The organism is Hymenobacter aranciens, from assembly GCF_030580865.1.
GTDB lineage: Bacteria > Bacteroidota > Bacteroidia > Cytophagales > Hymenobacteraceae > Hymenobacter > Hymenobacter aranciens.
The window spans coordinates 1-23065 of sequence record NZ_JAUQSY010000015.1 but is presented as its reverse complement, the minus strand read 5'-3'; the positions used below and the strand labels follow the sequence as shown (position 1 = coordinate 23065).

The window sequence follows — 23065 nt, the reverse complement described above, 5'->3', positions numbered from 1 at the left end:
CGCGCGGCGCTTCACAAAAAAATCCCCGGCCGCAAGCGCAGCCGGGGATTTTTGGTAGCTAACGAGGGCAGCCTAGATGTTATCGAGCAGCCACAGCACGATGAAGATGAGGCCAATGATGGCGATGATGGCGCCAATGAGCCCGAAGATGCTGTTTACCCGGCTAAAGAGCGAGATGATGAGGCCAATCAGAATGAGGATGATGCCGGTGCGCAGGTTGCCGCTCACCTTCTGGGTCTTGGCCACGTCCAGCTTCTCCTTAAATTGGGTAACGCCGCTGGCTTTGCTCATCATTTTGATGGCTTTGCTGGCCGCGAAGCGCTGCACGCGGGTCATCTTGGCGGGCGCCGTGGGCGTGCTGATGGCGGCAGTGCTGCCCAGCGCTGCCGGGGCGGCGGCCGTGGCTGCCGGGATAGTCGCGGCGGGCGACGATACTTCGGCTACGTTCGAAGTAGAGGGCGTAGCCTCGGCCGGGGCCGCTGCTACGGCGGGTTTGGGAGCGGCAACGGCGGCCTCGGTGGGGGCAGCGGCCACCTCAGTGGGCGCAACGGCCGGCTTGGGGGCCGGGGCGGGCGTGGCTACGCGGGTGCTGCCCAGGTAGGAGGCGCCTTGCGGCAGCATGGCGTACTCAGCGCGGTTGCAGCTGCCCAGGGTGAGGGCGCAGGCCGCCGCTACGAGCAGCGAGGAGAAGGAGGAAAACAGGTTTTTCATCGGCGAGATGAGGTAAGTGGGTAAGTAAAACAGGAGCATCTACGGCAGAAACGCGACGGGAGCGAACATTTGGCTATTTTTTTATGTCTGATGCGGTTTTGGCAATGGCGGCGCGGCCCGCATCTTTGCCGGGCGCGGGGCTGAACGCGGGGCGCCCTATTGTTGTTAAACCCGCCAGATGTGCGTACTTGCAACCCCTATGATAGTATCTCTTCGGACCTGGAGCGTGGCGGCGGCCTGTGGCGGCATGGCTTTCCTGGCCAGCAACTGCACCCAGATACCCACCGAAACCCGCCCTTCGCCCCTGGCGGAGGGCCGCATGGCCCGCCGGGCCTTGCCCGATAGCGCCGGCTACCTCGACGCCCCGCCCCGCGACCCCAACGGCATCGCCCGCTACTACCAGGGCCGGCAGATTGCCCACGTGATGGGCCACGAGGGGGCCGACTGGCTCGAACGCAACGGCCGCCGCCAGGAGGAAGGCACCGACCTGCTTATCAAGGAGCTCAAGCTCAAGCCCACCGACGTGGTGGCCGACATTGGCGCGGGCACCGGCTTCTTCTCCTTCCAGCTGGCCCAGAAAGTCCCCCAGGGCCAGGTGCTGGCCGTGGACATTCAGCCCGAGATGATTGCCGCCCTCAGCGCTAACAAGGCCAAACGCAAAGCCCCCAACGTGCGCCCCGTGCTCGGCACCACCACCGACCCGCACCTCCCCGCCGACAGCGTCGATTTGGTGCTCATCGTCGACGCCTACCACGAGTTTGACCACCCCCGCGAGATGGGCCAGGCCATCGCCCGGGCCCTGAAGCCCGGCACCGGCCGCCTCGCCCTGGTCGAGTACCGCGCCGAGGATATGAACGTGCCCATCAAGCGCATCCACAAGATGAGCGTGGCCCAGGTGCAGAAGGAAATGACCGCCATCGGGCTGGAATTGGTGCAGAATGTGAGCTCACTGCCGCAGCAGCACTTGCTGTTGTTTAAAAGGAAGTAAGCCAAGCGCGGCTTCTACCCGACCTTTGCGGGCATGAACCCCGACCCGCGCCAGCTTTCTATCCACGATTTCACCTACGACCTCCCCGCGGAGCGCATTGCCCCCGAACCGCTGCCCGACCGCGCCGCCAGCCGCCTGCTGGTGAGCCGCCACGGCGCCATCACCGATAAAAGCTTCCGGGAGCTGCCCGCCGAGCTGCCCGCCGGTGCCCTGCTCATCTTCAACGATACCAGGGTGGTGCGCGCCCGGCTGCTCACGCGCCGCCCCAGCGGCGGGCAAGTCGAGTTGTTCTGCCTGGAGCCGGTGGCGCCGCACCGCGCCATCGAGCCCGCCATGCAGCAAACCGGCGAGTGCGTCTGGAAATGCCTCGTGGGCAACGGCAAGCGCTGGAAAAGCGGCCCGGTGCTGCTGGACTTCAAAGCCCAAGGCCAGCCCGCCACCCTCACGGCCGAGCGGCTGGAGCAGGGCGAGGGCTTTTCGCTTATCCGCTTCCGCTGGGAGCCCGCCGCGCTGCCCTTTGCCGAGGTGCTGCGCGGCGCCGGCCACCTGCCCCTCCCCCCCTATCTCAACCGCGCCGATACCGACGTGGACGCCGTGCGCTACCAGACCGTGTATGCTGCCCACGAGGGCGCCGTGGCTGCCCCCACCGCCGGCCTGCACTTCACTCCCGAAATCCTGACCGAACTAGCGGATAAGGGCTTCCAGACCGGCCACGTCACGCTGCACGTGGGCGCCGGCACCTTCCAGCCGGTGAAGGCCGACCAGATGGCCGGCCACGCCATGCACGGCGAGCCGTTCGTGGTGACGGCCGCGCTACTGCGGCAACTGCTGGCGCAGCACCGGGCCGGGCAGCCCATCATTGCGGTGGGCACCACCAGTTTGCGCACGCTGGAAAGTCTGTACTGGCTGGGCGTGTATGTGCTGCACCAGTTTGAGGAAGACACGTTCCACTTCGAACTGCTGCATGTAGCGCAGTGGCAGCCCTACGAAACCACTGCCGACGTGCCCACCACCGAGGCGCTGGAGGCCCTGTTGCGCTACCTGGAGCTGCTGGCTACCGACGACGAATTGCACGCCACCACGCAGCTGCTCATTGCGCCCGGCTACCACTTCCGGGTGGTTACGGGGCTGGTCACCAACTTCCACCAGCCCGAAAGCACCCTGCTGCTGCTGGTGGCCGCCCTGGTAGGCCCGGGCTGGCGCGGCATCTATGAGCACGCACTGGCGCGGGGCTACCGCTTCCTGAGCTACGGCGACAGCTCACTGCTGCTGCCCTGATGATTATACTTTCGCACAACCCGGCACGAGTCGGCGCGTACAAGGCGCATCCTTTCCGAAGAATTTTCCCTCTGAAATCATGAAAAAAGCAACTCTGCTCCTCGCCCTTTGCGCTTTCGCCTTTGCCGCCAACGCCCAAACCACGCCCACCACGGACGTAGACCGCCGCGCCAACGGCACCGTTAAAACGACCACCACCAACCCCGACGGCTCGGAAGTGACCGTGAAATCGGGCCGCACCAACACCGGCGAAGTAATTGCAGCCGGCGAGCGCGGCACCAAGAAAGCCGCCCGCAAAACCGGCAGCGCCGTGAAAAAAGGCGCCCGCAAAACCAAAACCGCCGTGCAGCGCGGCTCGAACAAAGTAGCCGAAAAGGCGAAAGACGTAGCTGACTAGAATTCCTCCTTCCTTTCCATTCCAGCCCAAAAGCCTCGCCGATTTCGGCGAGGCTTTTCTGTTTTTTCAAATAACCGGAGCTTACAGCAGCCCGATATTCCCTGCCTCCAGCTCCCAATTGGGCTCGGTTTCCAGCGGTTTCTCGTGCAGTTCATGCAGTACCTTTTCGGCCACGCCGTGGCCGAAGATGCTCAGGCCGGCATTGAGCACGGCCAGGGCCAGGGTGCCGGCGCCCAGCCACTCGCGGGTGGGGCGGCCCCGGTCTTTGAGCGAGCCGGCCCAATGGACCATGCTGGCCCCGGTGCCCACGAGCACCAGGCCCGCCGGGGCAAAAATCAGCCATTTGGTTTTGTGCGTCATAACGGGGGAGCGGGGAAATAGAATGATGGGGTAAAGATGCTACCGTATTTTTGACGGACGGGTTGCGGCGCAGCTATAACCGGGCGGACCGCCCGGCGGTTGCTAATGCCTGAGTTGAGAATGAGTTGCTTTGCTGCGCCGCCCCTCTCCCGCGCCGTGCTTTAATCCCATAATTTTATTATGTCGCCCTACGAACAGCTGTTGCACCTGGCCTTTCACGCGCCCAACGACGTGCGCTACTACCTCACGCCCCCGGCCCGGCAGGCCTACGACCGGTTTCGGCGGGCGCCGCGGCCCGAGCAGCCGTTTTACTTCGAGCAGGTGCGGCTGGGGCTGGCGCTTAGCTTGCTCAAGCTCTTCTCCGACCTCGGCGACAACCACGACGCCCGCGCCCTGCTCGACGTGCTGCACCGCGCCCTCAACGACAGCAACTCGCCCGAAGACATCGACCGCATCATTGGCCGCGAGGCCAGGCTGTTTGACCGGCTGTATGACAATCTGTACGTGAACGACGAGGGCGAGGAGCTGATGAACCTCTTCGGCCGTACGCTGGAGGCCGATGCCCCGCAGGTGCTGGAAGAAATAGCGCTGGAGGGCGTGGCGCTGGCGCGCACGCTCGATTTTACGCGGGAGGAGGACGAAGAATAAGCAGCCGGGGAGGGCGAAACTACCCTCCTTGGAAAGGAGGGGATGTGAGCGCCGAAGAGGCGCGAACGGGGGTGGTTCGCCCGGTCGCGCCGATAGAACGACGCGGTAATTCGCTTACTCGAAAGCCCAACCGGCGCGGACGACTTCAATCACCCCCGTTTTGCCTGCGGCAAAACATCTCCTTCTTTCCAAGGAGGGGAGTTTTTCGTTCAACTTCCCCGCCTACCCTCACGCCCTTACTTCCCCTTCCGCTCCTACCTTTACACCCGCATGAAGCCTACCATCCATTACCTCACTACGGCCGCCGCTATTGCCGAGGCGGCTGCCCACTTTGCCACTCTGCCGCGCATCGGCATCGATTTGGAGTTTGACGACATGCGCTACCGCTACGGGCGGCACTTGGCTTTGGTGCAGGTGTTCGACGGGCGCGAGGTGTATCTGATTGACCCGCTGCCGCTGGAGCCGCACATGGCCGAGGGGCTGGAGCCGCTGTTCAAGGTGCTGCGCGACCCGGCCGTGGCTAAGGTGTTTCACTCCTGCAAGTCGGATATTCTGCTGCTCGACGAGCTGTTTGGCGTGCATTGCCGCAATATCGTGGACACTAGCGTGCAGTTTACGATGCTGGCGGCCGAGGACAACAACATCTCGCTGGGCCGGCTTATCAGCTCCGAAATGGGCTTCGAGGTGGACAAGGGCGAGCAGAAATCGAACTGGCTGAAGCGCCCGCTGACCGAAGCGCAGAAGGAATACGCCGCCAACGACGTGCTCTACCTCTTCGAGCTGACCGACAAGCTGACGGCCCGCCTCACCGAGCTGAACCGCGTGCACTGGGCCGAGCAGGAAAACCAGGCCCTGGAAGACGTGCGCTACGGCCGCGACGACCTGCGCCCCTGGACGCGCAACGCCACGAAATTCAAAATCACCCCCGACGAATTGCCCCTCTACCGCGAGCTGTACAAGCTGCGCGAGAAGCTGGCCAAGGAAATCGACCGCCCGCCCTACCACGTCATCAGCAACGACAAGCTGGCCGAGCTGGCGCGCCACCCCATCACCACCGCCAACCAGCTGCGGGCCGCTAATGGCCTGCACCCCGAGCTGAAGCGCGCGCCCTACGCCGCGCAGTTCCTGGACATCACCAACGTCGACCACGACCCCGAGCCGCCGCTGCCGCCCGAGCAGCGCCGCTTCCCGTTCCGTCGCCGGCTGCATGGCCCGGCGGCGGCCCGTGCCGAGGCTCGCGAAACCCTGCTGCTGGCCCTCAAAACCCACCTCGCCACCGACCACGGCCCGGTGATGGCTAACATGGTGCTCAGTAACCGTATTATTGCCGAAATCATCGAGCAGGGCGCCGATGCGGTGCTGCGGCCCTGGCAGCAGCAGCTCATCAGTCACACGGCCGACAACCACGGCGTGGATTACGGGTCGGTGCGGGCGCCGTTTGCGTAAGACTATCTGAGGCTAGCTTTAGCTTGTGGCGGAGTTGGGTATTTGGTGTTGGGTTTTAGGTGTTCGGTGTCAGGATAAACAATCCCAACACCGAACACCTAAAACCCAACACCAAATACCCAATTTCAGTAAAACCGCTGCGCAACATCCCACTATGCCCCGCTTCCTCCTCCCACTTGGGGCCATATTTTTGGTACTATTAGGCGCCATTAGCTTCGCCACTTGGCACCTGCTGTACCGGGCCAACGTGGCCGAACTGCCCGAAGGCCCGGCCTACCTCTACATCCGCACCGGCACGGGCTTCAGGGCAGTGCAGGACTCGCTGGCGCGCCACGGGCTGCTGCAGCGCCCAGGCACCTTCGAAACAGTGGCCGCCTGGCGCGACTACCCGCAGCACCTCAAGCCCGGCCGCTACCGCCTCGACCCCGGCCTGGGCAACCTCGACCTACTGAAAATGCTCGAAGCCGGCCGCCAGGACACCGTGCGCTTCGAGCTCAAGCCCTTTCACTACCTCGAAGACCTGCCCCGCCGCGTGAGCCGGCAGCTCGAAACCGACTCATTTAAGCTGCAGCTGTTGCTGGATGACAATGCCGGCCTGCGCGCCCGCTACGGCCTCGACACGGCCACGGTGCGCACGATGTTCATCCCCGGCCAATACCGGCTGCTGTGGAATACCTCGGCCCGGCAGCTGCTCGATTCGGTGGCCTCCCGGCACCGCCGCTTCTGGAGCAGCCGGCGCCGGCAGCAGGCCGACTCCGTGGGCCTCACGCCGGTGCAGGTGAGCGTGCTGGCCAGCATCGTGCAGCGCGAAACGGCCCAGCCTGCCGACAAGCCCCGCATTGCGGCCGTGTACCTCAACCGCCTGCGGCGCGGCCAGCCCCTGCAGGCCGACCCCACGCTGCTCTGGCCCCTGCACGGCCTGGGCACCCGCAAGCGCGTGCTCAACGTGGACAAAAAAGTCGATTCGCCCTACAACACCTACCGGCACAAGGGCCTGCCGCCCGGCCCCATCACCACGCCCTTCCCCGGCAGCCTCGACGCGGTGCTGCGTCCGGCCCGGTCCAACGACCTCTTCTTCTGCGCCCGGCCCGATGGCAGCGGCTTTTCCGATTTTGCCGAGACGTACAAGGAGCACAAGCAGAACGCCCGGCGCTACTGGCACTACCTCGACAGTTTGAAAATTAAGCGCTAAGGCCCGCTAAAAGGCCCGTCGCCCAGGCGGGCAACGGGCCTTCAGGGGCGCTTTAGCGGGGCGTGGCCGGGGCCTTATTCCACCACGAGGCGCTTGAGGATAGTGCCCTGGCTGGTAGCCAGGCGCAGCGTGTACACGCCGGTGGGCAGGCCCAGCAGGCGCAGCTCGGCGTGGGTGGTGCTGGCAGCGGCGGGTAGCGCCTGCTGGCGCACCAGCTGGCCCAGACTATTGTAAAGCAGCAGCGTGCTGCCCTGGCGGCTCAGCCCGGCGGGCACCAGCAGCGTGGCGGTGGCGTGGGCCGGGTTCGGAAACAGTTGCACTTGGGCACTGAGCGCGGCGCGGCTGGCCAGCGGCGTGCTGAAGGCCGTGCTGGCCGACGTGGCCGTGCCGGCCGGGCAGTTCGAGGTAACCGTCACGGTATAGGCGGTGCCGGGCGTGAGGCCAGCCAGCGTGAGCGGCGAGGTGCTGCCCGTGACCGTGCTCAGGGCCCCGGTGCCCCCCACGGGCGTGGCCGTGGCCGTAAACGAGCCCGTAGCCACGGCGGCGGCCGGCAGCACGAAGCTCACGGTGGCCGTCGAATCGGCGCGGGGCACTACGGCCAGCTGCTGGGGAGGCAGGCAGGGCAGCGCCACGCAGCCGATAGTCAGCCCATACTGGTCGAGCCGGTTGCGGCTGGTGGGGCTGATGAGGATGTAGTACGTCGAGTCGGCCACGCTGCGGAAGCCTACCGTGGTGCCGTAGCTACCCGGGCAGATGGTCTGATTCGCAGTGTAGGCCCGGCTGCCTACGCACACCAGACTGTCGCAACGGCCCATGTACACATGAATGGCAGTCGAGTTGTTGACGACGGTATGGGGGTGGCAGGTGCTCACCACCACGCTGTCGCCGGTGCCCGTAAGGCGGTAGTACACTGGCCCGCCCTGCCCGGCTATCCCAATGCTCAGCGGGGCCGAGCCGCAGGTAGGCCCGTTCAGGGGCGCGCCGATGCCGGTGGCTCCGAGGGTGTTCGTGCCCAGCACGGTCTGGCCGCAGCCCACGGGCACGGCGTTGGTACAGCGGTCGTTGGCCGGGGGCAGCAGGTTATTGGTAGTGAAGGTGCGGCTCTGGGTGATGCTGCCGTCGCCGTTGCCGCAGTCGGCACTGAGGAGCACCTGGTAGGTGGTGTTCGGAAACAAATTGCGCAGCAGAATGGGTGCCGTGGCGGGCGCCGGCGTGAGTACCGTGAGGGAGCCCGTGAGCGGGCCGTAGGCCACGCTGTAGCTGCCGGCGCCGGGAGTGGGCACAAAGTTGATTTCAGCCTCTGTATCGGTGGTGCGGATGGTCAGGTTGGTGGGCTGGGGGCAGCTGGGCGTGCTGGTGAGGCAAAGCGTAAACTGGTTCATGGGCGGCTGTACAGGATACGAAGGCCCATTGGCGCGGCCCACCTGCACGTAGTACTGGGTGCTGGGCGTCAGGGCAGCTAGGTCGAGCACCAGGGTCTGGCTGTTGTCGCCGTAGGCACAGCCCACGATACTGAAGGGACCAGCCACGCCGGTGGAACTGCGCAGCACTTGCAGCACGCCATACTCCGTGCTGGTGAGCGTGAGGCGGGCGGCGGTGCTGCCGGGGCCGCTGGCCGGGGTGGTGAAGGTGTACCATACGTCGCGCAGGAAGCCGTTTCCGGTGCCGCATACGTAGGCGGGCCAGCCATTGAGCGGGCTGCGGGTGGCCAAGCCGATGAGGCCGCTCACCTCGGTGCAGGTGGCGGCCAGCGTGAGCGGCAGCGCCCCGGCGGGCTCGTCGTTGGTAATGAGCGTTTCAAACCTCAGCACCAGCGGCGGGCTGAAGCTGCCGCCGCAGTCGCCGGTCAGGCTCAGGGTGTAGGGGCGGCCGGGCAGCAGGCCGGTGAAGGTGTAGGGCAGGCTGGCGGCCGGGATGGTCACGGTTTGGGGGGCGCTGCCCTGGGCCGTGTAGGTAACGCGCAAGGCGGTTTGGTTGGGGCGCAGGGTGGCGTTGAGCACGGCGCTGGTGGTGGTGCGGCCGGTTATGCTCACGGCCGTGGGCTCGAGGCAGCCGGGGATGGCGGCGGCGCAGATGGTAAACGTCCGGTAATAATTATTGCCGTAGTACGCCTGGTCATCGACACGCACCAGGTAGCTGGTGGCGGGCGGCAGACCGGTCAAGTCGAGCGGCGGCGTCAGGCTGCCGGGGGCCGGCGCGCGGATGCAGCCCACGAGGGCGCCCACCACCCCAGGGCTGGTTCCGCTGTACACGAGCAGGCGGCCGGCAGCCAGGCCGGTAGTAGTGAGGCGCAGGCTGTGCGGGCCGGCGGTGCCGGGCGTAGTGAAGCGGTACCACACGTCGAAGCCAAAGGCCGTGACCGACGGCACGCAACTGCCGCTGGTGTAGGCCGGCAGGCTGACCGTGGTGGCTTCGGTGGTGCCCGTGACGGGCGTGCAGGTGGGGCCAATGGGCAGCTGCACGGCCCCGGCCGGGTTGTCGTTGAGTTGCGGCGTGAAGAACGTGTAGCTCAGCTGCGCGCTTTGGGTGCTGCTGCAGTTGGCCTGCAGCGTGACGCGGTATTAAGTGCCCGGCGTGAGGCCCGTAAACGGCACCGGCGAGGCCGTGGGGGTGAACGTGGTGGCCGGGCCGCCGCTGGGCGTCAGGGTCACGGTATAGTTGCTCACGGCGCCGCTGCCGGGCACAAACGTGAGCTCGCCGCTGGTAGACGACGTGGCCTGCACCCGCACGCTGGTGGGGTTGCTGCAGGCCGGGGGCTCGCTGAGGCAGAGCGTGAAGGGGCCCGGCGTAACGCCGTAATCAGGAAAGGCCTGCACCTGCACGTAGTAGGTGGTGGCGGGCGTGAGCCCGGTGACGATGATGGGCGGCTTCGTGGCCGTGGGCACGTTGGCCACGGGCAGGCAGCGCAACTCCTGCAGCGGCCCGGTGGGCACGCCGGCAAACACCCGCGCCATCGAGGCCCCGGCCCCGTCGAGGGTGAGCTGCACGGCTGTGCTGCTCAGGCCCGTGGCCGGGGTCGTGAACTTGTACCACACATCAACCATGTTGCGGGGATAGCCGCCGCAGGTGGGGCTGAGCTGCGCGAAGCCCAGGTTCCAGTATTCCGAATTGATGGCCCCGAGGGCGGTGGCCGCAAACGGCTGGCAGGTGGCGTTGATGGGAACGGCGAAGGCCCCGGCGGGGTCGTCGTTGAGCAGCGTGGTGATGAACCTGCCCTTCACCGAGCGCACCGAGGCACCGGTCGCGCCGCAGTCCTGGGTCACGTAAAAGTCGTAGTTGGTGTAGGCCGTCAGGCCGCTCACCGGCACCGAGCGGCCGGTGGCCGGCAGGGTCTGGTAGGTGTTCGCGCCCGCGCTGGGCTGCGTGGGGTCGAAGCCGGCCGGGCCCACCTGCACGGTGTAGCTGCCGGGCGCCGCCTGGTTCGCAAACCAGCTGAGCTGGCCGGTGGTGCCCGTCAGGCGCGTGGCCTGGAGGCCGTAGGGCGTGGCGCAGGTGCGCGGCGCACCCGGCGTGAAGGTATATACCAGGCCCAGCGGCGGGGCCGTCAGGTTGTCGTAGGGCAGGGTGGCGGCGTTGCTGAGGCCGGGAGTGCTGGCCGGCCAGGTGCCGGTGCGGTTCACAAAGTCGTTGCCATTGGGCCCGCGCAGGCCCACCTGCACGCCCGCCGTCACAATGCGGTTGGCGGGGGCGCACTGGTAGTGGTACTCCACGGCACTGCTGCCCTCGTGCAGGCGCAGCTGGAAGTTGAGGTGCCGGCCGGTTTCGTTGTAAAAGTGAAAGTTTTTCCACTGCACCACAAACTCCCGGCTGGGGGCGGTGCCCAGCGTCTGGTAGCGCAATTCGGCCAGGTAGCCAGGGTCGTGGGTATTGCCCTGCAGGTCGGCCCCGATGGCGGCCAGGGCCGCCGCAAACGGCGTGGTCGAAGTCAGCACCAGCCGGTTGTTGCCGTCGGGGTCGGCAAAGCTGAGGTAGCCGTTGCAGTTCAGCACGAAGCCCGTGTAGGCAGTGCCGTTGATGCTGAACGGAAACGGGATGGTGCCCGCCGGCAGCCGCCAAGCCGCGTCGTCGAGCGTGGCGGCCCCGAAGAGGGCGTTGTAAGTGGCCGTGCCTACCACCGTGCCGCCGGTCAGCGGGACGTAGGGCCGGCTGCTTTGGCTGAAGGTGTACTCGGCCACCTGAGCCACGGCGGGCCGAACCAGCAGCAGCGCCAGCGTGAGCAGGCCACCCAGCCAACGGCCCCACCAAAGTTGGAGTGAATAGCGGTGTTTCATAAATGAGAGTGGCGGGAGAAACAAATTCTACGCATACTCTAAACCAAGTAGTTGTAGCATCGGGTTGGCGTAAGCAATGTCGCAACGCAAGCTAGTAGGAAAATTCTCACAGTCAAAAAAAATAGCCTCACTTAGTCCCGGGATTCCAGCTCCCACGGCAACAGGTTTTCGGAGATTCGCCCAAACGTACAGGAACGTCCGGAGCCACCTCTAAAATCTAGCAATCAATTAGTAGATTGAATTAGGGGCGCCGATTGCTGCTTCAACCAGCACCCCCATTACTCAATAACCAGGCGCTTGGTGACCGTGCCGGCCGCCGTGCGCACCTGCAGGCTATACACGCCTGCCGCCAGCCCCCGCAGGTCCAGCTCGGTGCGGGCGGCAGTGCCCAGGGCGGGCTGCTGCACCACCTGCCCCAGGCTGTTGCGGAGCCCGCAGCTGGTGCCGGGGCCGCGCAGGGCGGCGGGCAGCTCCAGGGTGGCCGTGGCGTGGGCGGGGTTGGGATAGAGTTGCACCTGCGCCGCCAGGCTGGGCGGCGCGGTGGTCAGCGGCCCGCAGCTAGTGGTGAGCACAAAGTCGGGCAGGAAGCCGGAGCGGCTATTCACCAGCACGTAGTAAGTCTGCCCCTGCTGCGCGGCAAACGTGACAGCCTCATAAGCCTGACCCGTACACGCCGCATCCACGGCACTCACAGCCAGGCAGCTTAGCGCGCCGCAGCTGCCCGTGAAGGCCGCCAGCTGAATGCTCATGTACTGCGGCCCGGTGAGGGTGTGGCAGGAGCGCACCGTTACCAGCTGGTTGGTGCCCTGCACCACGTACCACACGCCGGCCCCGCCCAGCTGGCCCCCGGCGCAGGCCGTGGCCGGTTCGCCGGTGGTGGTGGCGGCGGTGAGGGTGCCCGTCAGCGACTGCCCACAGGGCAGCGGCAGGGCCCCGGCGCACAGGTCGTTGGGCGGCGGGCCGGCCGTGCGGAAGCGCAGGCTGTCGGGCAGGCTGTAGCCGCTGGCGCCGCAGTTGCTACGAATGCGCACGGTGTAGTTGGTGGCCGGCCGCAGGCCGGTCAGCGTCACGGGCGAGGCCGTAGGCGCGGGCGTCCACACCTGCAGGGGCACCCCGGGGGCATAGTAGCTTACTTCGTAGCTCGCGGGGGTGCCACTGAGGCCCGGCACCCGCCAGCTCAGGCTGGCGGTAGTGGTGGTGAGGTTGGCCACGCTCAGGCTCACGGGCTGGTCGCAGGTGATAAGCGGCGGGTGACTGACGCAAATGGTAAAGAGCGGGTCGGTGCTACTAAACTCCTGCCGCACGCGCACATAGTAAGTGGTGCTGGCCAGCAGGCCCGCCAGGTCGAGGTGCGGGCTGGTGCGGGTGTTGGGCGAGCAGCTCACGAACGTGAACGGCCCCGCCGCCCCACCGGCCGAACTGGCTACCACCACCACAAAGCCGCCCGCGCCGTTCAGCGTGAGGCGGGCAGCGGTGCTGCCGGGCCCGGTAGCCGCAGTGGTAAACTGGTACCACACATCGGGCAAAGTAGAGTTGCTGACGCACACCGACGTGAGGGCCGCGGCCGAGGCCGTGGCGCCGTTGCTGGTGCCGGCCGTGGGCTGGCAGGTGGCCGTAAGGGGCAGGGTGATGGCGCCGGCAGGCTCATCGTTTGGCACCCGGGTGGTGAAGGTGCGGGTGATAACCGCACTCTGCCCCGCCGCGCCGCAACTGGCCTGCAGCGTAAGGGTGTAGGTGGTGCCCGGTATGAGGTTGGTTAGTGGCACCGGCGAGGCCGTAGGCGCGGGCGCAATGGTGGTGGTGGGGCCACCGGCGGGCGTCAGCGTCACGAGGTAGCTCCCGGGGCTGCCGGTGCTGGCCGTAAAGCTCAGGCTGGCCGAAGTGGCGGTCAGGCTGCCCACGGCCACGTTCAGCGGGTCGCCACAGCCGCTGGGGTACGTGGCGCAGATGGTAAACGGCGCGGCGGCCGTGCTGCCGGCCACCCGCACGTAGTAGGTGGTGCCGGGCGTCAGGCCCCCGTAGTTCAGCGGCACCAGCGAGCCCCCGCTGAAACTGGACACGCAGGCCAGTGTGGTCAGCGGCCCCGCCGCCCCATTGGCGGCACTGAACAGCATCAGCTTGCGCGCCCCGCCGCCCGTGGCCAGCAGGCGCACGGTCTGGCTGCCGGGGCCGGTGGCAGCGGTGGTGAAGGTATACCACACGTCATTGGTCAGCGGCACGTTGTTGCAGCTGGTTATGCCGGTTTGCGGAGCCCAGCCGTTGGGCGTGGTGTTGGTGGCGCCCAGAGTGGTGCCGGCGGTAGGCGTGCAGGTGGCACTCAGGGGGATGGCTACGGCGCCTACCGGGTCGTCGTTCACCAGCAGCGTCCGGAACGTCCCCTTGGGGTCGGAGATAACCGAGTTGCCGGCCGCGCCGCCGCAGTTCTGGGTCAGGTAATAATCGTACTCACTGAAAGCCAGCAGGCCGCGCACCGTGAACGTGGTATCGCCGGCCGGCACGCTCACCGTGGTGCCGGCCGTGGGCACCGCTGGGTTGAAGCCCGCCGGGCCGTAGCGCAGCGTGAACGGCCCCTGCCCCCCGGCCACCCGCCAGCTCAGACGCGCCGAGCTGTTGCTGATGCTGTCGGCCTGCAGGCTGAACGGCCGCGGGCAAGGCTCCGGCGTGGGCGGCGAGTACGTAAACACCAAGCCGTTGGCCGGAGCGCTGTTGCTTTGCAGCAGCACCTCAGCCAGCCGCGAAGTACCGGCCGTGGTGGTGTTCCAGAACCCCGTGCGGTTCACAAAATCAGTGTTGGAAGAGCCCCGCAGCCCTACCTGCGCCGAGGAATTGTTGGGCGACTGGCAGCTGCCGTACACGAAGTCGATGACGTTGGTCGTCTCGTGCAGCCACACCTGGAAGTTAGACATCCCGGCGCCATCAGCGTTGTACATGTCTTTCCATTGCAGCACAAATGTGCGGTTGGGCGCCGTGCCCAGGGTTTGGTAGCGCAGCTCGGCCCAGGGACCGGTGAAGCTGGCCCCCCCACCCAGATTAGTAGCCATTGGGGCCACCGCGCCATCGTAGGCCGTGGGCTCCGAAATGGGGTCGTACCACCAGGGCGGGTAGGTGCCGCCCACCTGGTACTGCAGCGGCGGCACCGGCCCGAAGGTGAGGTAGCCGCTGTTGTGCATGTAACACCCAGTATAGGTGCGGGCATTGAATACAAAGGGAAATGGAATGGTGCCATCGGCCAGGCGGAAGGCCTTGCCGCCGGTGCTGTTAGGCAGCGAGCTCAGGGCCACCAGCGTGCTGCCCGCGCCCAGGGGCGCATAAGTGCCCGTGCGCTGGCTGAAGGTGTAGCGGGCCACCTGGGCCCGCCCGGCGTGAGCCAGCAGCAGCAGCAGCACCCAGCTCAGGTGCCAGCCGCGCCGCAGCAGCTTGGGTAGTAGTTGTTTCATATAGCAAGCAGATGAAAGATTCCAGGCCGGGCACTTTTTGCCCAGCCGGCGCAAGCTAGCGCCTAAATTGTAAAAGCCAACCATCCGGCGGGCGTCCGCCCGCGGCCATCGGCGCTTAGCAGCAATATTCTATCCCAGCGCAGTGGTAGCGGCGGGGCGGGCGGCCAGCACATTGGGCCGGCGGCACAGGAGCTGCTGGGGCCGAAGAAGCAACAACGCTCCCACCAGAACCAGCAAAAAGCTGCCGGCCAGGGGCCGGCAGCTTTTGCAGGGTAGCTCCGAGGTTAGTTTCGGGAGATTTTCTGGTTGACGGTACGCTCCGAAGTCACTAGCTTCAGGGTATAGATACCGCTGGGGAGCTGCGGGCGGGGCTTCCAGGTAACGGTCTGTTTTTCGGCACCTTTATTCACGGGCAGCTCGTCAATTGTGCGGCCCAGCGGGTCTACTACCTGCAGCTGCCGGGCGGCTTCGCCCTTGTGCAGCTGCAGCTCCACCGTCACGGCCTCTGCCGAGGGGTTGGGGTAGGCCTGCAGCGGCTGCGACGTGGCGGCTGGGCGCAGCGGCGTGAAGCCCACATTGCCCGGCACTTCTTTGGTCAGCTTAAACGACAGCTGGCTGGCTTTATCGTCCACAAAAAGGTGGGTCAGATACGTTTTGGCCAAGTGGCGGCCAGCAATGCTGGGCGTGTGCTGGTTACCCACAAATTGCCGGTTAACCGAGTTGTAGGCCTGTGCGATGCTCGTGCCGCCGAAGGGCGTAATGGGTTTGCCCCCAATCAGCGTGTTGGCCCACACATCCTCCTCCCCGTCGCCACCGAGGCCGCCCGAAGTAATTTTGTGGTAGTTAAGCCCGGTCCAGCTCACCACGTAGTGGCCTTCTTTGCCCATTTCCTCAGCGAAGTAGCTTACCACGGGCTCCTTGGCTACCCGCTTCCGCAAGTTCGTGTACGACTGGCAACCCCCAACGTAAAAATTCTGGTCGGGCAGGCTGACGAGGGTAGAGCCCTGCCGGAACTGCCCGTTATCCTTGCCGTAGTTACGCACTTCGTACATGTTCTCGAAGCACCCGTAGCTGTGCATATCCAGCACCACTTCTACATCCTCCCACCGCGTGTTGTCGAGGTTGGGGATGGCGGCAATGCGCGGCGAGCCCCGCCACGAGAGCGAGGGGTTCAGGCTCCACTCCTTCGCATCTACCCGCACCAGCTCCGGAACCCTGCCTTCGCCGCGCTCTTTGCACACGTTGTACTGCGTCTGAATGACGTCGAGGCTATCCACGATGCTGAAGTTGCCACGCCCGTCCACGAAGTGGCGGATGAAGGTGGTAGATACGATGGGCGGGTTCCGCTCGGCGTCTTCGGTTTCGGAAATAGCCACGTCGGGGCGCAGCGTCTGCTCAAACAAGCCCGTCGGCGGGTCGATAACCGGCACCCCGGTCTGGGTGCCTAGCTGGGGCTCGGGGGAGTAATAGCACTTACCGATGATGCCGGTATTAATCCAGCTGCCTGCCAGATACGAGCGCCCGAAGGTAACCGTTTGCGTAAAGCTGTAGGTCGGAAAATCGGCCGAGCTAACCGTCACCGTGGTCTGGCTGTCCTGGCTTTGCTGCCACACGATGGCTGTCATGCCGAGCTCGTTGGCGTCGATATTGGGCGAGGTATGCCGCCGGTTCGGGCTGCCCAGTGGCAGGGGCCCACTCACCAGGTTGAAATCACTCGCCCCGTCCCACTCGAAAATAAACAGCACCGTCTGGCCACCATTCCCCAGCGCGTTGCTGATGCAAACGACGTTGGCAAACAACCGGTCGCCCCGATACGCCATCACAACGTCCGGGTCCGACAGGGAGCCCGGCAGCGGCGTGGTACCGTGGACGCCGAAGTTAGGGTCGCTCCACGACAGGGTGACGTTCCCGACGGCATCGTCCCAGGTCATTGCCTGCAGTATATCGCCTGAGTTGCGCTCGATGATGGCATCCGTGCCGGTATGCACATACGTTGCATTGGCGGGGGCACCATTATCCGGCTGTTGGTCGGGAGTAGTGGCATAAATTCCGACCGGAATCTGGGCCCAGGCCGGGGCAGTTCCTGCCAATGAGAGCAATGCTGCCCCTAACAGGCAGTAAGTAAAAGACTTTTTCATGAAGTTGGTTTGGTGAGAAATTCCTGGATTCAACGAAATGGCTTTTTGGAGCCGGGGCGAAGCGTATCGCCGGGGTGGCTCGCGGGCCCTGCCGCGCCTGTTGGGACTACATCATTGGCAAACAAATTAGAATAAAACCATTGCAGGCCGTTACCCGCAGCAACCACCGCCCATTCCGCCACGAGATGGACAAGGCTGCTACAACATCGGGCCCGAAAGCAATGCAAGGTTCCACCCGTTTCGTCGCCAGAAAAAGGAAACTTCGGCCACAAATGAGACAAGTACTATCACGGCTTTTAGTATCATTTTAAGAATAATCCCATAACCAAAAGTACCCTGACGATACTGCCAGGGCACTTTGCTCTTCCCAAGTTTTTGCAGAAAAAACGAATAAAGCGACAGCGGAGGCCCGTTTTTTTTGTTTGCTGGCTAGCCCAAAGTGCCCTGGCTGCCTAATCAGGCAGGGCACCCGGTTACCCGCAAGGATATTTACAGGGGGTAAAATCAGCTTTCTGCTTTTTCGCAAATGCGTTTAGGATTTTTTCCACAACGCTTTCACAGGGTTTTCGGGGCTTTTCTGTGGCCGCAGGGTCGTAGGCGTCAAATTTTCCGCCCAGCCCTCGCGCGCTGACACCCCTGACAATGGCGCAGAATGCTGGCCCGCAACCTGGTTTAGTGCAGCACGACGACTTTCATCACGCCTAACAATTGCTGTTGGTGCAGCAGGCGGGCCACGGATACGCCAGCGGCTAGTTCGGCTACTGAGCTACGCCACTCGCTGCCCGCCAGGGCAGAAGTACGTATCGGTCGGCCGGTAGCTACCTCCACCAACTCCACCTGCGTACCCGCAGGTATCGTCCCCGTGACGCGTAGTGTGACTTTAACTGTGGCCGGGTTCGGTACCGCTGCTAGCTGCAAGAGGCCTGCTTTGGTCGTCCGCGTTTTTGGCCGGGTTGAGGCAGGCTTGGCGGCGATACTGGGAGCGGTGCTGCAGCACAGCACAAATGGCCCGCGCCCGCCCACCACGCGCCAGCTCAGGTGGGCCGAATGGTTACTGATGCTGTAGGCCGCCAGGCTGAAAGGCCGTGGGCAGGGCTCCGAATTGAAAGCGGAAGGAAACAGCGCCGCCGGCCAGCCAAAAGGCCCAGCCGACGGCGCTGTTGTTCAGCGAGCTTAGCGCCACCGGCGTGCTGCCGGAGCCCAGCGGCACAGGTGCCCTGGCTTTGCGCAAAGGCTAACGCGTTACCTGGGCGCGGACGGGCAGGGCCAGCCCCAGCCTCAGGAGCAGGGCCGCCAGTACCACCGAGAAAAGTATTTCATAAGCCCAGTAGAGATGAAATAAATGACTCGCTGCTGCCTGGGCAGCGGGGTGTTTGGACAGCATGTAGCACGGCGGATTACTCCACCACCAGGCGCTTCACCAGCGCCCCCTGCGCCGTGCGCAGGTGCAGGCTGTACACGCCCGCCGGCAGGCCGCTCAGGGCCAGCTCGGCGCGGTGGGCACTGGCGGACAGCGGCTGCTGCCGCACGGGCTGCCCCAGGGCGTTGTAAATCACCAGCGGGCCGGCGGCGCGGAGGTCGGCGGGCAACTCCAGGGTGGCGCTGGCGTGGGCGGGGTTGGGGTACAGCAGCACCTGGGTGGCCAGGCTGGACTGCGTAGCCAATATGCAGCTGGTGTTCAGGATAAAGTCGGGTGTGCCCAGGCCAGGGCTGTTGACCAGCAGGTAGTAGCTCTGCCCTGCCTGCGTGGGGAAGGTGACCGTGTGGAAGGCCTGGCCCAGGCAGGCGGGGTCGATGCCGCCCTGGGCGTGGCACTGCATGGTCCCGCAGGTGCCGCTGAAGACCAGCAGCTGAATCTGGTCCTGAAACTGCGGGTCGGCGAAGGTGTTGCAGGTGCGCACGGTCATCTGGTCGCCGGTGCCGGCAATGCGGTACCACACGCCGGGGCCGGCGCGGCGCACGTTGGGGCAGGTGGTGGCTTCGCCGATGCTGGTGGCGCCCACGCAGCTGCCCAGCACGCTCTGGCCGCAGCTCAGGAGCTGGGCGTTGGCGCAAAGGTCGTTGGCGGGGGCGCCGGCGGTGCGGAAGCGCAGGCTGTCGGGGGTGCTGGAGCCAGCGGTGCCGGCGCAGTTGGTGCGCAGGCGCACAGTGTAGTAGGTGGCGGGCGTGAGGCCCGTGAGCGTGGCGGGGCTGGCGGCGGGGGCCGGCGTCAGGGTTTGGCGGGGGCCGCCCTGGGCGGTGTACACCAGCTCGTAGTTCTGGGGGGTGCCGTTGAGGCCAGGGTTGAGCCAGTTGATGGTGGCGCCAGTGGTGGTGATGGCAGTGGCCGTGAGGCCCGTCGGCGCATCGCAGGTGATGATGGGCACCGCCGTGGCGCAAATGGTGTAGTTGCCCGAGATATTCCCCGTGTAGAAGCGCACCTGCACGTAGTAAGTGGTGCTGGGGCTGAGGCTTGTCACGTCCAGAAACGGCACGGTGCGGGTATTCGGGTTACAGTTCTCGAAGGTGAAGGGGCCGGCCGCTCCGCCGGCCGAGCGCATCACCAGCAGGTTATAGCCTTCGGCGCTGTTTATGGTGAGGCGCACGGCGGTGCTGGTGGGGCCGGTGGCGGCCGTGGTGAAGGTGTACCAGGCATCCTCATTGCGCGAGTTGGTACACGGCGAGGTCACGCGGATATTCGAGTCGGAGGCGCCGAGGGTGGTGCCGGCGGTGGGCTGGCAGGTGGGGTTCACTGGCAGGGCCTGGGCCGTGGCGGGCTCGTCGTTGAAAATACCCGTCACGAACACGCGGCGCAGCACAGCGCTCTGGCCGGTGCTGCCGCAGTTGGCCTGCAGCGTGGCGGTGTAGCGGGTGCCGGGCGTGAGGCCGGTGAGAGCAATGGGCGCGCTGGTGGGCGCGGGCGTGAGCGTAGTGGTGGGGCCGCCGTCGGGCGTGAGCGTGACGGTGTAGCTGGCGGGGCTGCCGGTGCTGGGCGTGAAGCTGAGGCTGGCCGTGGTGGGCGTGATGTTGACCACGTTCGGGTTCAGCGGGTCGCCGCAGCCCGCCGGCACGCTGGCGCACACCGTGAAGGCGCCCTTATTGGAGGTGCCGGCGGCAATGCGCACGTAATAGGTGGTGCTGGCCGTGAGGTTGCCCATGACGAGGTTGCGCGAGCTGCCGGTGGTGGTGCAGGCCAGCATCTGGAGGGGGCCGGCGCCCCCGGCGGGGCCGGCCGCCAGCACGCTCAGCCGCGCGGCGCCGGTGCCGCTGGCCTGCAGCCGCACCGTCTGGCTGCCCGGCCCAGTGGCATCGGTGGTGAAGCTATACCAGAGGTCGAAGACGTAGTTGCCGGGGTTGTTGCAGTTGTTGGGGTTGGGGGTGTTGCCGGGGGCCCAGCCGTTGGGCGTGGTGTTGGTGGCCTCGGTGTTGTCGCCGGCCGTGGGCACGCAGGTGGCGCCTAGCGGCAGGGCAATGGCCCCGCTGGGGTTGTCGTTCACCAGCAGCGTGCGGAAGGTGCCTTTGGGGTTCGAAAACACCGAGGTGCCGACCGCGCCGCCGCAGTTTTGCTGCAAGTAAAAGTCGTAGTTGGTAAAGCTGCTCAGTCCCGTGAGGTGGTAGGTCGAGTCGCCGGCCGGCACGCTCACCGTGACGCCCGCCGTGGCCACGCTGGGGTCGAAGCCCAGGGGGCCGTAGCGCAGGGTGTAGGGCCCGGTGCCGCCGGCCACGCGCCAGCTCAGGCGGGCGCTGGTGGGCTCCAGGCTGTCGGCCACCAGGGCGAAGGGCCGCGGGCAGGGCTCGGGGGCTGGCGGCGTGTAGGTATATACCAGCCCGGCCGGACTGTTGCCGGCCTGCGGCAGCAGCTCGTCGAGGGGGCTGGTGCCGGCCCGGCTGGCGGCCCAGGTGCCGGTGCGGTTGGCAAAATCCTGGGGCGTGGTGCCGCGCAGCCCCACCTGCGCCCGGTCCCAGGTGCCCGGCACAATGTTCGTGTAGGCAAAGGCCCCGTAGGCAAACTCAATGACGCCAGTGGTTTCGTGCAGCCGCAGCTGGAAGGCGAAGGGCCCCGACGAAGCGTTGTACATCCGGTCCCACTGCACCACAAAGGTGCGGGCCGGGGCCGTGCCCAGCGTCTGGTAGCTCACCTCGGCCCAGGGCCCGCTTTGCGTCGCCCCGGCGGCCAGGTTGCTGGCCAGGGGCGCAATGGCCCCATCGTAGGGCGTGGGCTCCGAGAGGGGGTCAAAGGGCAGCGGGGGCGTGTCTAGCACGGGTGGCACCAGCCCGAGCGTGAGGTAGCCCTTCAGGTGCAGGTAGCCATTGGTATAACGGCGCCCGTTGTACGGAAACGGAAACGGAATAGCGCCTGCGGGCAGCCGGAAAATCGTACCCGTTACCTGCTGGCCGTCGATGGCCACGGTGCGCCCCGCGCCCAGCGGCACGTAGGTGCCCGGCGCCTGGCTGAAGGTATAGCGGTTGACCTGCGCCCGGCCGGCGTGCGCCAGTAGCAGCAGGCAAAGCAGGCCCAGGGCCCGCCAGCCGCGCGGCATCGTAGAGTAGAAGTTTGACATGAGTAAGAGGAAGTAAGGTGAGAATGAGTGGGCAAGATAATAGGGTTTTGGAAATTGTGCCGGTACCGGTGCCCAGACATTGCAGAACGGTCGGAATAGCAGTGGCACCGGTGCCGGGCCACTACCGAACATTCTGTAAGTGCTTGGCACCGGTGCCGGGCCACTACCGAACATTCCGCAGGTCATCGGCACCGGTGCCGGGCCACTACCAAACGTTCTGTAAGCCGTCGGCACCGGTGCCGGCACTTTAGGCATTCGCATCGGTCGAGCCAGTGTCAGCTGACTTATTCTTAGCCGCCCGTTTCTCGGCTCGCGTAGCGTTGCGCACCGGTATCAGCGCATAATTAAAATACGCCCGGGCCTGCTCCGGCGTGGCCCAGTACTCGCCCAGGGCCTTGCAGTGGGCCTGCCCTTTCACTTTTTTCCTTTCTCCTGCCCACTTCACGCATTGATAACCCTGACCCTAGCCGCCGCGTGCGTACTTTTGTCTTCTGTTTCCGCCATACTGCTTTTATGCGTCGTTCTTTTCTCGTTCTTTCCCTCGTTTCCTCTTCGTTGGCCGCCGCGGCCAGCGGCTTCGACAATGGTGCGCAGGGCGCCCGCATTCTGGGCCTGGGCGGCGCCAGCACGGCCTACGCCGGCAGCATTGCCGCCATCTACACTAACCCCGGCCTGCTGGGCCAGTGGGCCGACACGGTGCAGCGCACCCACTTCAGCCTGGGCGGGCTGGCGCAGTCGCGCCGCTCGTCGTTCGTGAGCCTCGAATCTTTCGGGCGCACCGACCAGGAGCTAAGCATTCAGCCCGGCGGCTACCTCTACGCTACCCACACCATCAGCAAAAAGCTAGCCGTGGGCCTGGCCCTCAACACCCCCTACGGCTACCACACCCAGTGGCCCAGCACCTGGGACGGCCGCTCGGTGGTGCAGGAAAGCCAGCTCAGCACTTACTCGGCGCAGCCCACGGTGGCCTATAAGCTGGGCGACAACTTCAGCATCGGCGCGGGCCTCGTCTACACCTACGGCCGCTACGAGCAGACGCGCGCCTTGGGCCAGTTCGACGACCGCAGCGCCCAGGCCCACTACAAATCCTCGGGCTCGGGCCTGGGGTTCACGGGCGGCATCTACGGCCGCACCGGCGACAATCTGGCTTTCGGCATCAGCTTCCGCTCGCCGGTGAAGCTGAAGATGGACGGCGGCACGGCCACCTACGCCAACATCCCGGCCCGCGACGCGGCCCTCTACCCCGCCAGCGCCGGCCTCAGCACCCGCCTCACGCTGCCCAGCCAGCTCTCGGTGGGCTTGTCGGATAAAATCACCAAAAACCTGCTGCTCACCTTCGACTTCACCCTCAGCGGCTGGAGCACCCTCGACTCGCTCAACCTCGACATTGCCGCCAGCGGCACCGTGCCCGCCAGCCGCGTAGTAGCCAAGCGCGGCTACGAAGACGCCCTGGCCTTCCGCATCGGGGCCGAATACCAGGCGGGCACCAAGCTCACCATTCTGGGCGGCGTGTACTACGACGAATCGCCGGTGCGCGACGAGTATATCACCCCCGAGTTTGTGGATGCCAACCGCATCGGCGGCTCGCTGGGCCTCGTGTACCAGCTCGCCCCGAAGCTGGCCCTGGAGGGCGCCTACAGCTTCGGCTACGGCCAGGA

At 65.8% G+C, this 23065-nt stretch carries 18 protein-coding genes; 7 read left to right on the top strand and 11 right to left on the bottom strand.

Going from position 1 to position 23065, the window contains the following annotated elements; all coding sequences use genetic code 11:
- Window positions 1-72 precede the first annotated feature (72 nt).
- On the bottom strand, window positions 73-750 hold the full coding sequence (locus Q5H93_RS19280; protein ID WP_305008291.1) for a hypothetical protein: 678 nt from the start codon (window positions 748-750) through the stop codon (window positions 73-75).
- A 160-nt stretch (window positions 751-910) separates the two neighbouring features.
- On the opposite strand from Q5H93_RS19280, the gene Q5H93_RS19275 reads away from it, so the two are divergent.
- The 3 genes from Q5H93_RS19275 to Q5H93_RS19265 all read left to right on the top strand — a co-directional run bounded on the left by Q5H93_RS19275 (window position 911) and on the right by Q5H93_RS19265 (window position 3374).
- On the top strand, window positions 911-1699 hold the full coding sequence (locus tag Q5H93_RS19275; RefSeq protein ID WP_369811068.1) for a class I SAM-dependent methyltransferase: 789 nt from the start codon (window positions 911-913) through the stop codon (window positions 1697-1699).
- 33 nt (window positions 1700-1732) lie between these two features.
- The gene (locus Q5H93_RS19270) at window positions 1733-2977 is read left to right on the top strand and encodes an S-adenosylmethionine:tRNA ribosyltransferase-isomerase (protein ID WP_305008290.1); all 1245 of its coding nucleotides are present in this window, start codon (window positions 1733-1735) and stop codon (window positions 2975-2977) included.
- Window positions 2978-3056: 79 nt separating this feature from the next.
- On the top strand, window positions 3057-3374 hold the full coding sequence (locus tag Q5H93_RS19265; RefSeq protein ID WP_305008289.1) for a hypothetical protein: 318 nt from the start codon (window positions 3057-3059) through the stop codon (window positions 3372-3374).
- Window positions 3375-3455: 81 nt separating this feature from the next.
- On the opposite strand, the gene Q5H93_RS19260 is transcribed toward Q5H93_RS19265, so the two are convergent.
- Window positions 3456-3734 (bottom strand): hypothetical protein, encoded by a 279-nt coding sequence (locus Q5H93_RS19260; protein ID WP_305008288.1) that lies wholly within the window; start codon window positions 3732-3734, stop codon window positions 3456-3458.
- A gap of 180 nt (window positions 3735-3914) precedes the next feature.
- Here Q5H93_RS19260 and Q5H93_RS19255 point away from each other — a divergent pair, with 180 nt between their 5' ends.
- From Q5H93_RS19255 to mltG, 3 genes are all read left to right on the top strand, one after another.
- The gene (locus Q5H93_RS19255) at window positions 3915-4382 is read left to right on the top strand and encodes a hypothetical protein (RefSeq protein ID WP_305008287.1); all 468 of its coding nucleotides are present in this window, start codon (window positions 3915-3917) and stop codon (window positions 4380-4382) included.
- A gap of 270 nt (window positions 4383-4652) precedes the next feature.
- The gene (locus tag Q5H93_RS19250) at window positions 4653-5828 is read left to right on the top strand and encodes a ribonuclease D (protein WP_305008285.1); all 1176 of its coding nucleotides are present in this window, start codon (window positions 4653-4655) and stop codon (window positions 5826-5828) included.
- Window positions 5829-5982: 154 nt separating this feature from the next.
- On the top strand, window positions 5983-7020 hold the full coding sequence (gene mltG, locus Q5H93_RS19245; RefSeq protein ID WP_305008284.1) for an endolytic transglycosylase MltG: 1038 nt from the start codon (window positions 5983-5985) through the stop codon (window positions 7018-7020).
- Window positions 7021-7094: 74 nt separating this feature from the next.
- On the opposite strand, the gene Q5H93_RS19240 is transcribed toward mltG, so the two are convergent.
- The 9 genes from Q5H93_RS19240 to Q5H93_RS19200 form a co-directional block, all read right to left on the bottom strand.
- Window positions 7095-9482 carry a fibronectin type III domain-containing protein gene (locus tag Q5H93_RS19240; RefSeq protein WP_305008283.1) on the bottom strand — a complete coding sequence of 796 codons (2388 nt, stop codon included), beginning with the start codon at window positions 9480-9482 and terminating at the stop codon, window positions 7095-7097.
- Window positions 9483-9581: 99 nt separating this feature from the next.
- On the bottom strand, window positions 9582-11291 hold the full coding sequence (locus tag Q5H93_RS19235) for an NIDO-like domain-containing protein (protein ID WP_305008282.1): 1710 nt from the start codon (window positions 11289-11291) through the stop codon (window positions 9582-9584).
- A 278-nt stretch (window positions 11292-11569) separates the two neighbouring features.
- Complete coding sequence (locus Q5H93_RS19230) at window positions 11570-14728, bottom strand: NIDO-like domain-containing protein (RefSeq protein ID WP_305008281.1); 3159 nt, start codon at window positions 14726-14728, stop codon at window positions 11570-11572.
- Between the two features lie 284 nt (window positions 14729-15012).
- Window positions 15013-16866: a T9SS type A sorting domain-containing protein gene (locus Q5H93_RS19225; protein WP_305008280.1), complete on the bottom strand. Its 1854-nt coding sequence runs from the start codon at window positions 16864-16866 to the stop codon at window positions 15013-15015.
- Window positions 16867-17538: 672 nt separating this feature from the next.
- The gene (locus tag Q5H93_RS19220) at window positions 17539-17784 is read right to left on the bottom strand and encodes a hypothetical protein (RefSeq protein WP_305008279.1); all 246 of its coding nucleotides are present in this window, start codon (window positions 17782-17784) and stop codon (window positions 17539-17541) included.
- Window positions 17785-17917: 133 nt separating this feature from the next.
- Window positions 17918-18097, bottom strand: a complete 180-nt coding sequence (locus tag Q5H93_RS19215) for a hypothetical protein (protein WP_305008278.1) — start codon at window positions 18095-18097, stop codon at window positions 17918-17920.
- 3 nt (window positions 18098-18100) lie between these two features.
- Complete coding sequence (locus Q5H93_RS19210; protein ID WP_305008277.1) at window positions 18101-18250, bottom strand: hypothetical protein; 150 nt, start codon at window positions 18248-18250, stop codon at window positions 18101-18103.
- 13 nt (window positions 18251-18263) lie between these two features.
- Complete coding sequence (locus tag Q5H93_RS19205; RefSeq protein ID WP_305008276.1) at window positions 18264-21407, bottom strand: fibronectin type III domain-containing protein; 3144 nt, start codon at window positions 21405-21407, stop codon at window positions 18264-18266.
- Between the two features lie 247 nt (window positions 21408-21654).
- A complete protein-coding gene (locus tag Q5H93_RS19200) occupies window positions 21655-21825 on the bottom strand; it encodes a hypothetical protein (protein ID WP_305008275.1) in 171 nt (56 codons plus the stop codon).
- Window positions 21826-21920: 95 nt separating this feature from the next.
- Here Q5H93_RS19200 and Q5H93_RS19195 point away from each other — a divergent pair.
- On the top strand, window positions 21921-23065 hold a 1145-nt coding region (locus tag Q5H93_RS19195; protein ID WP_305008274.1), incomplete at its 3' end, for an OmpP1/FadL family transporter.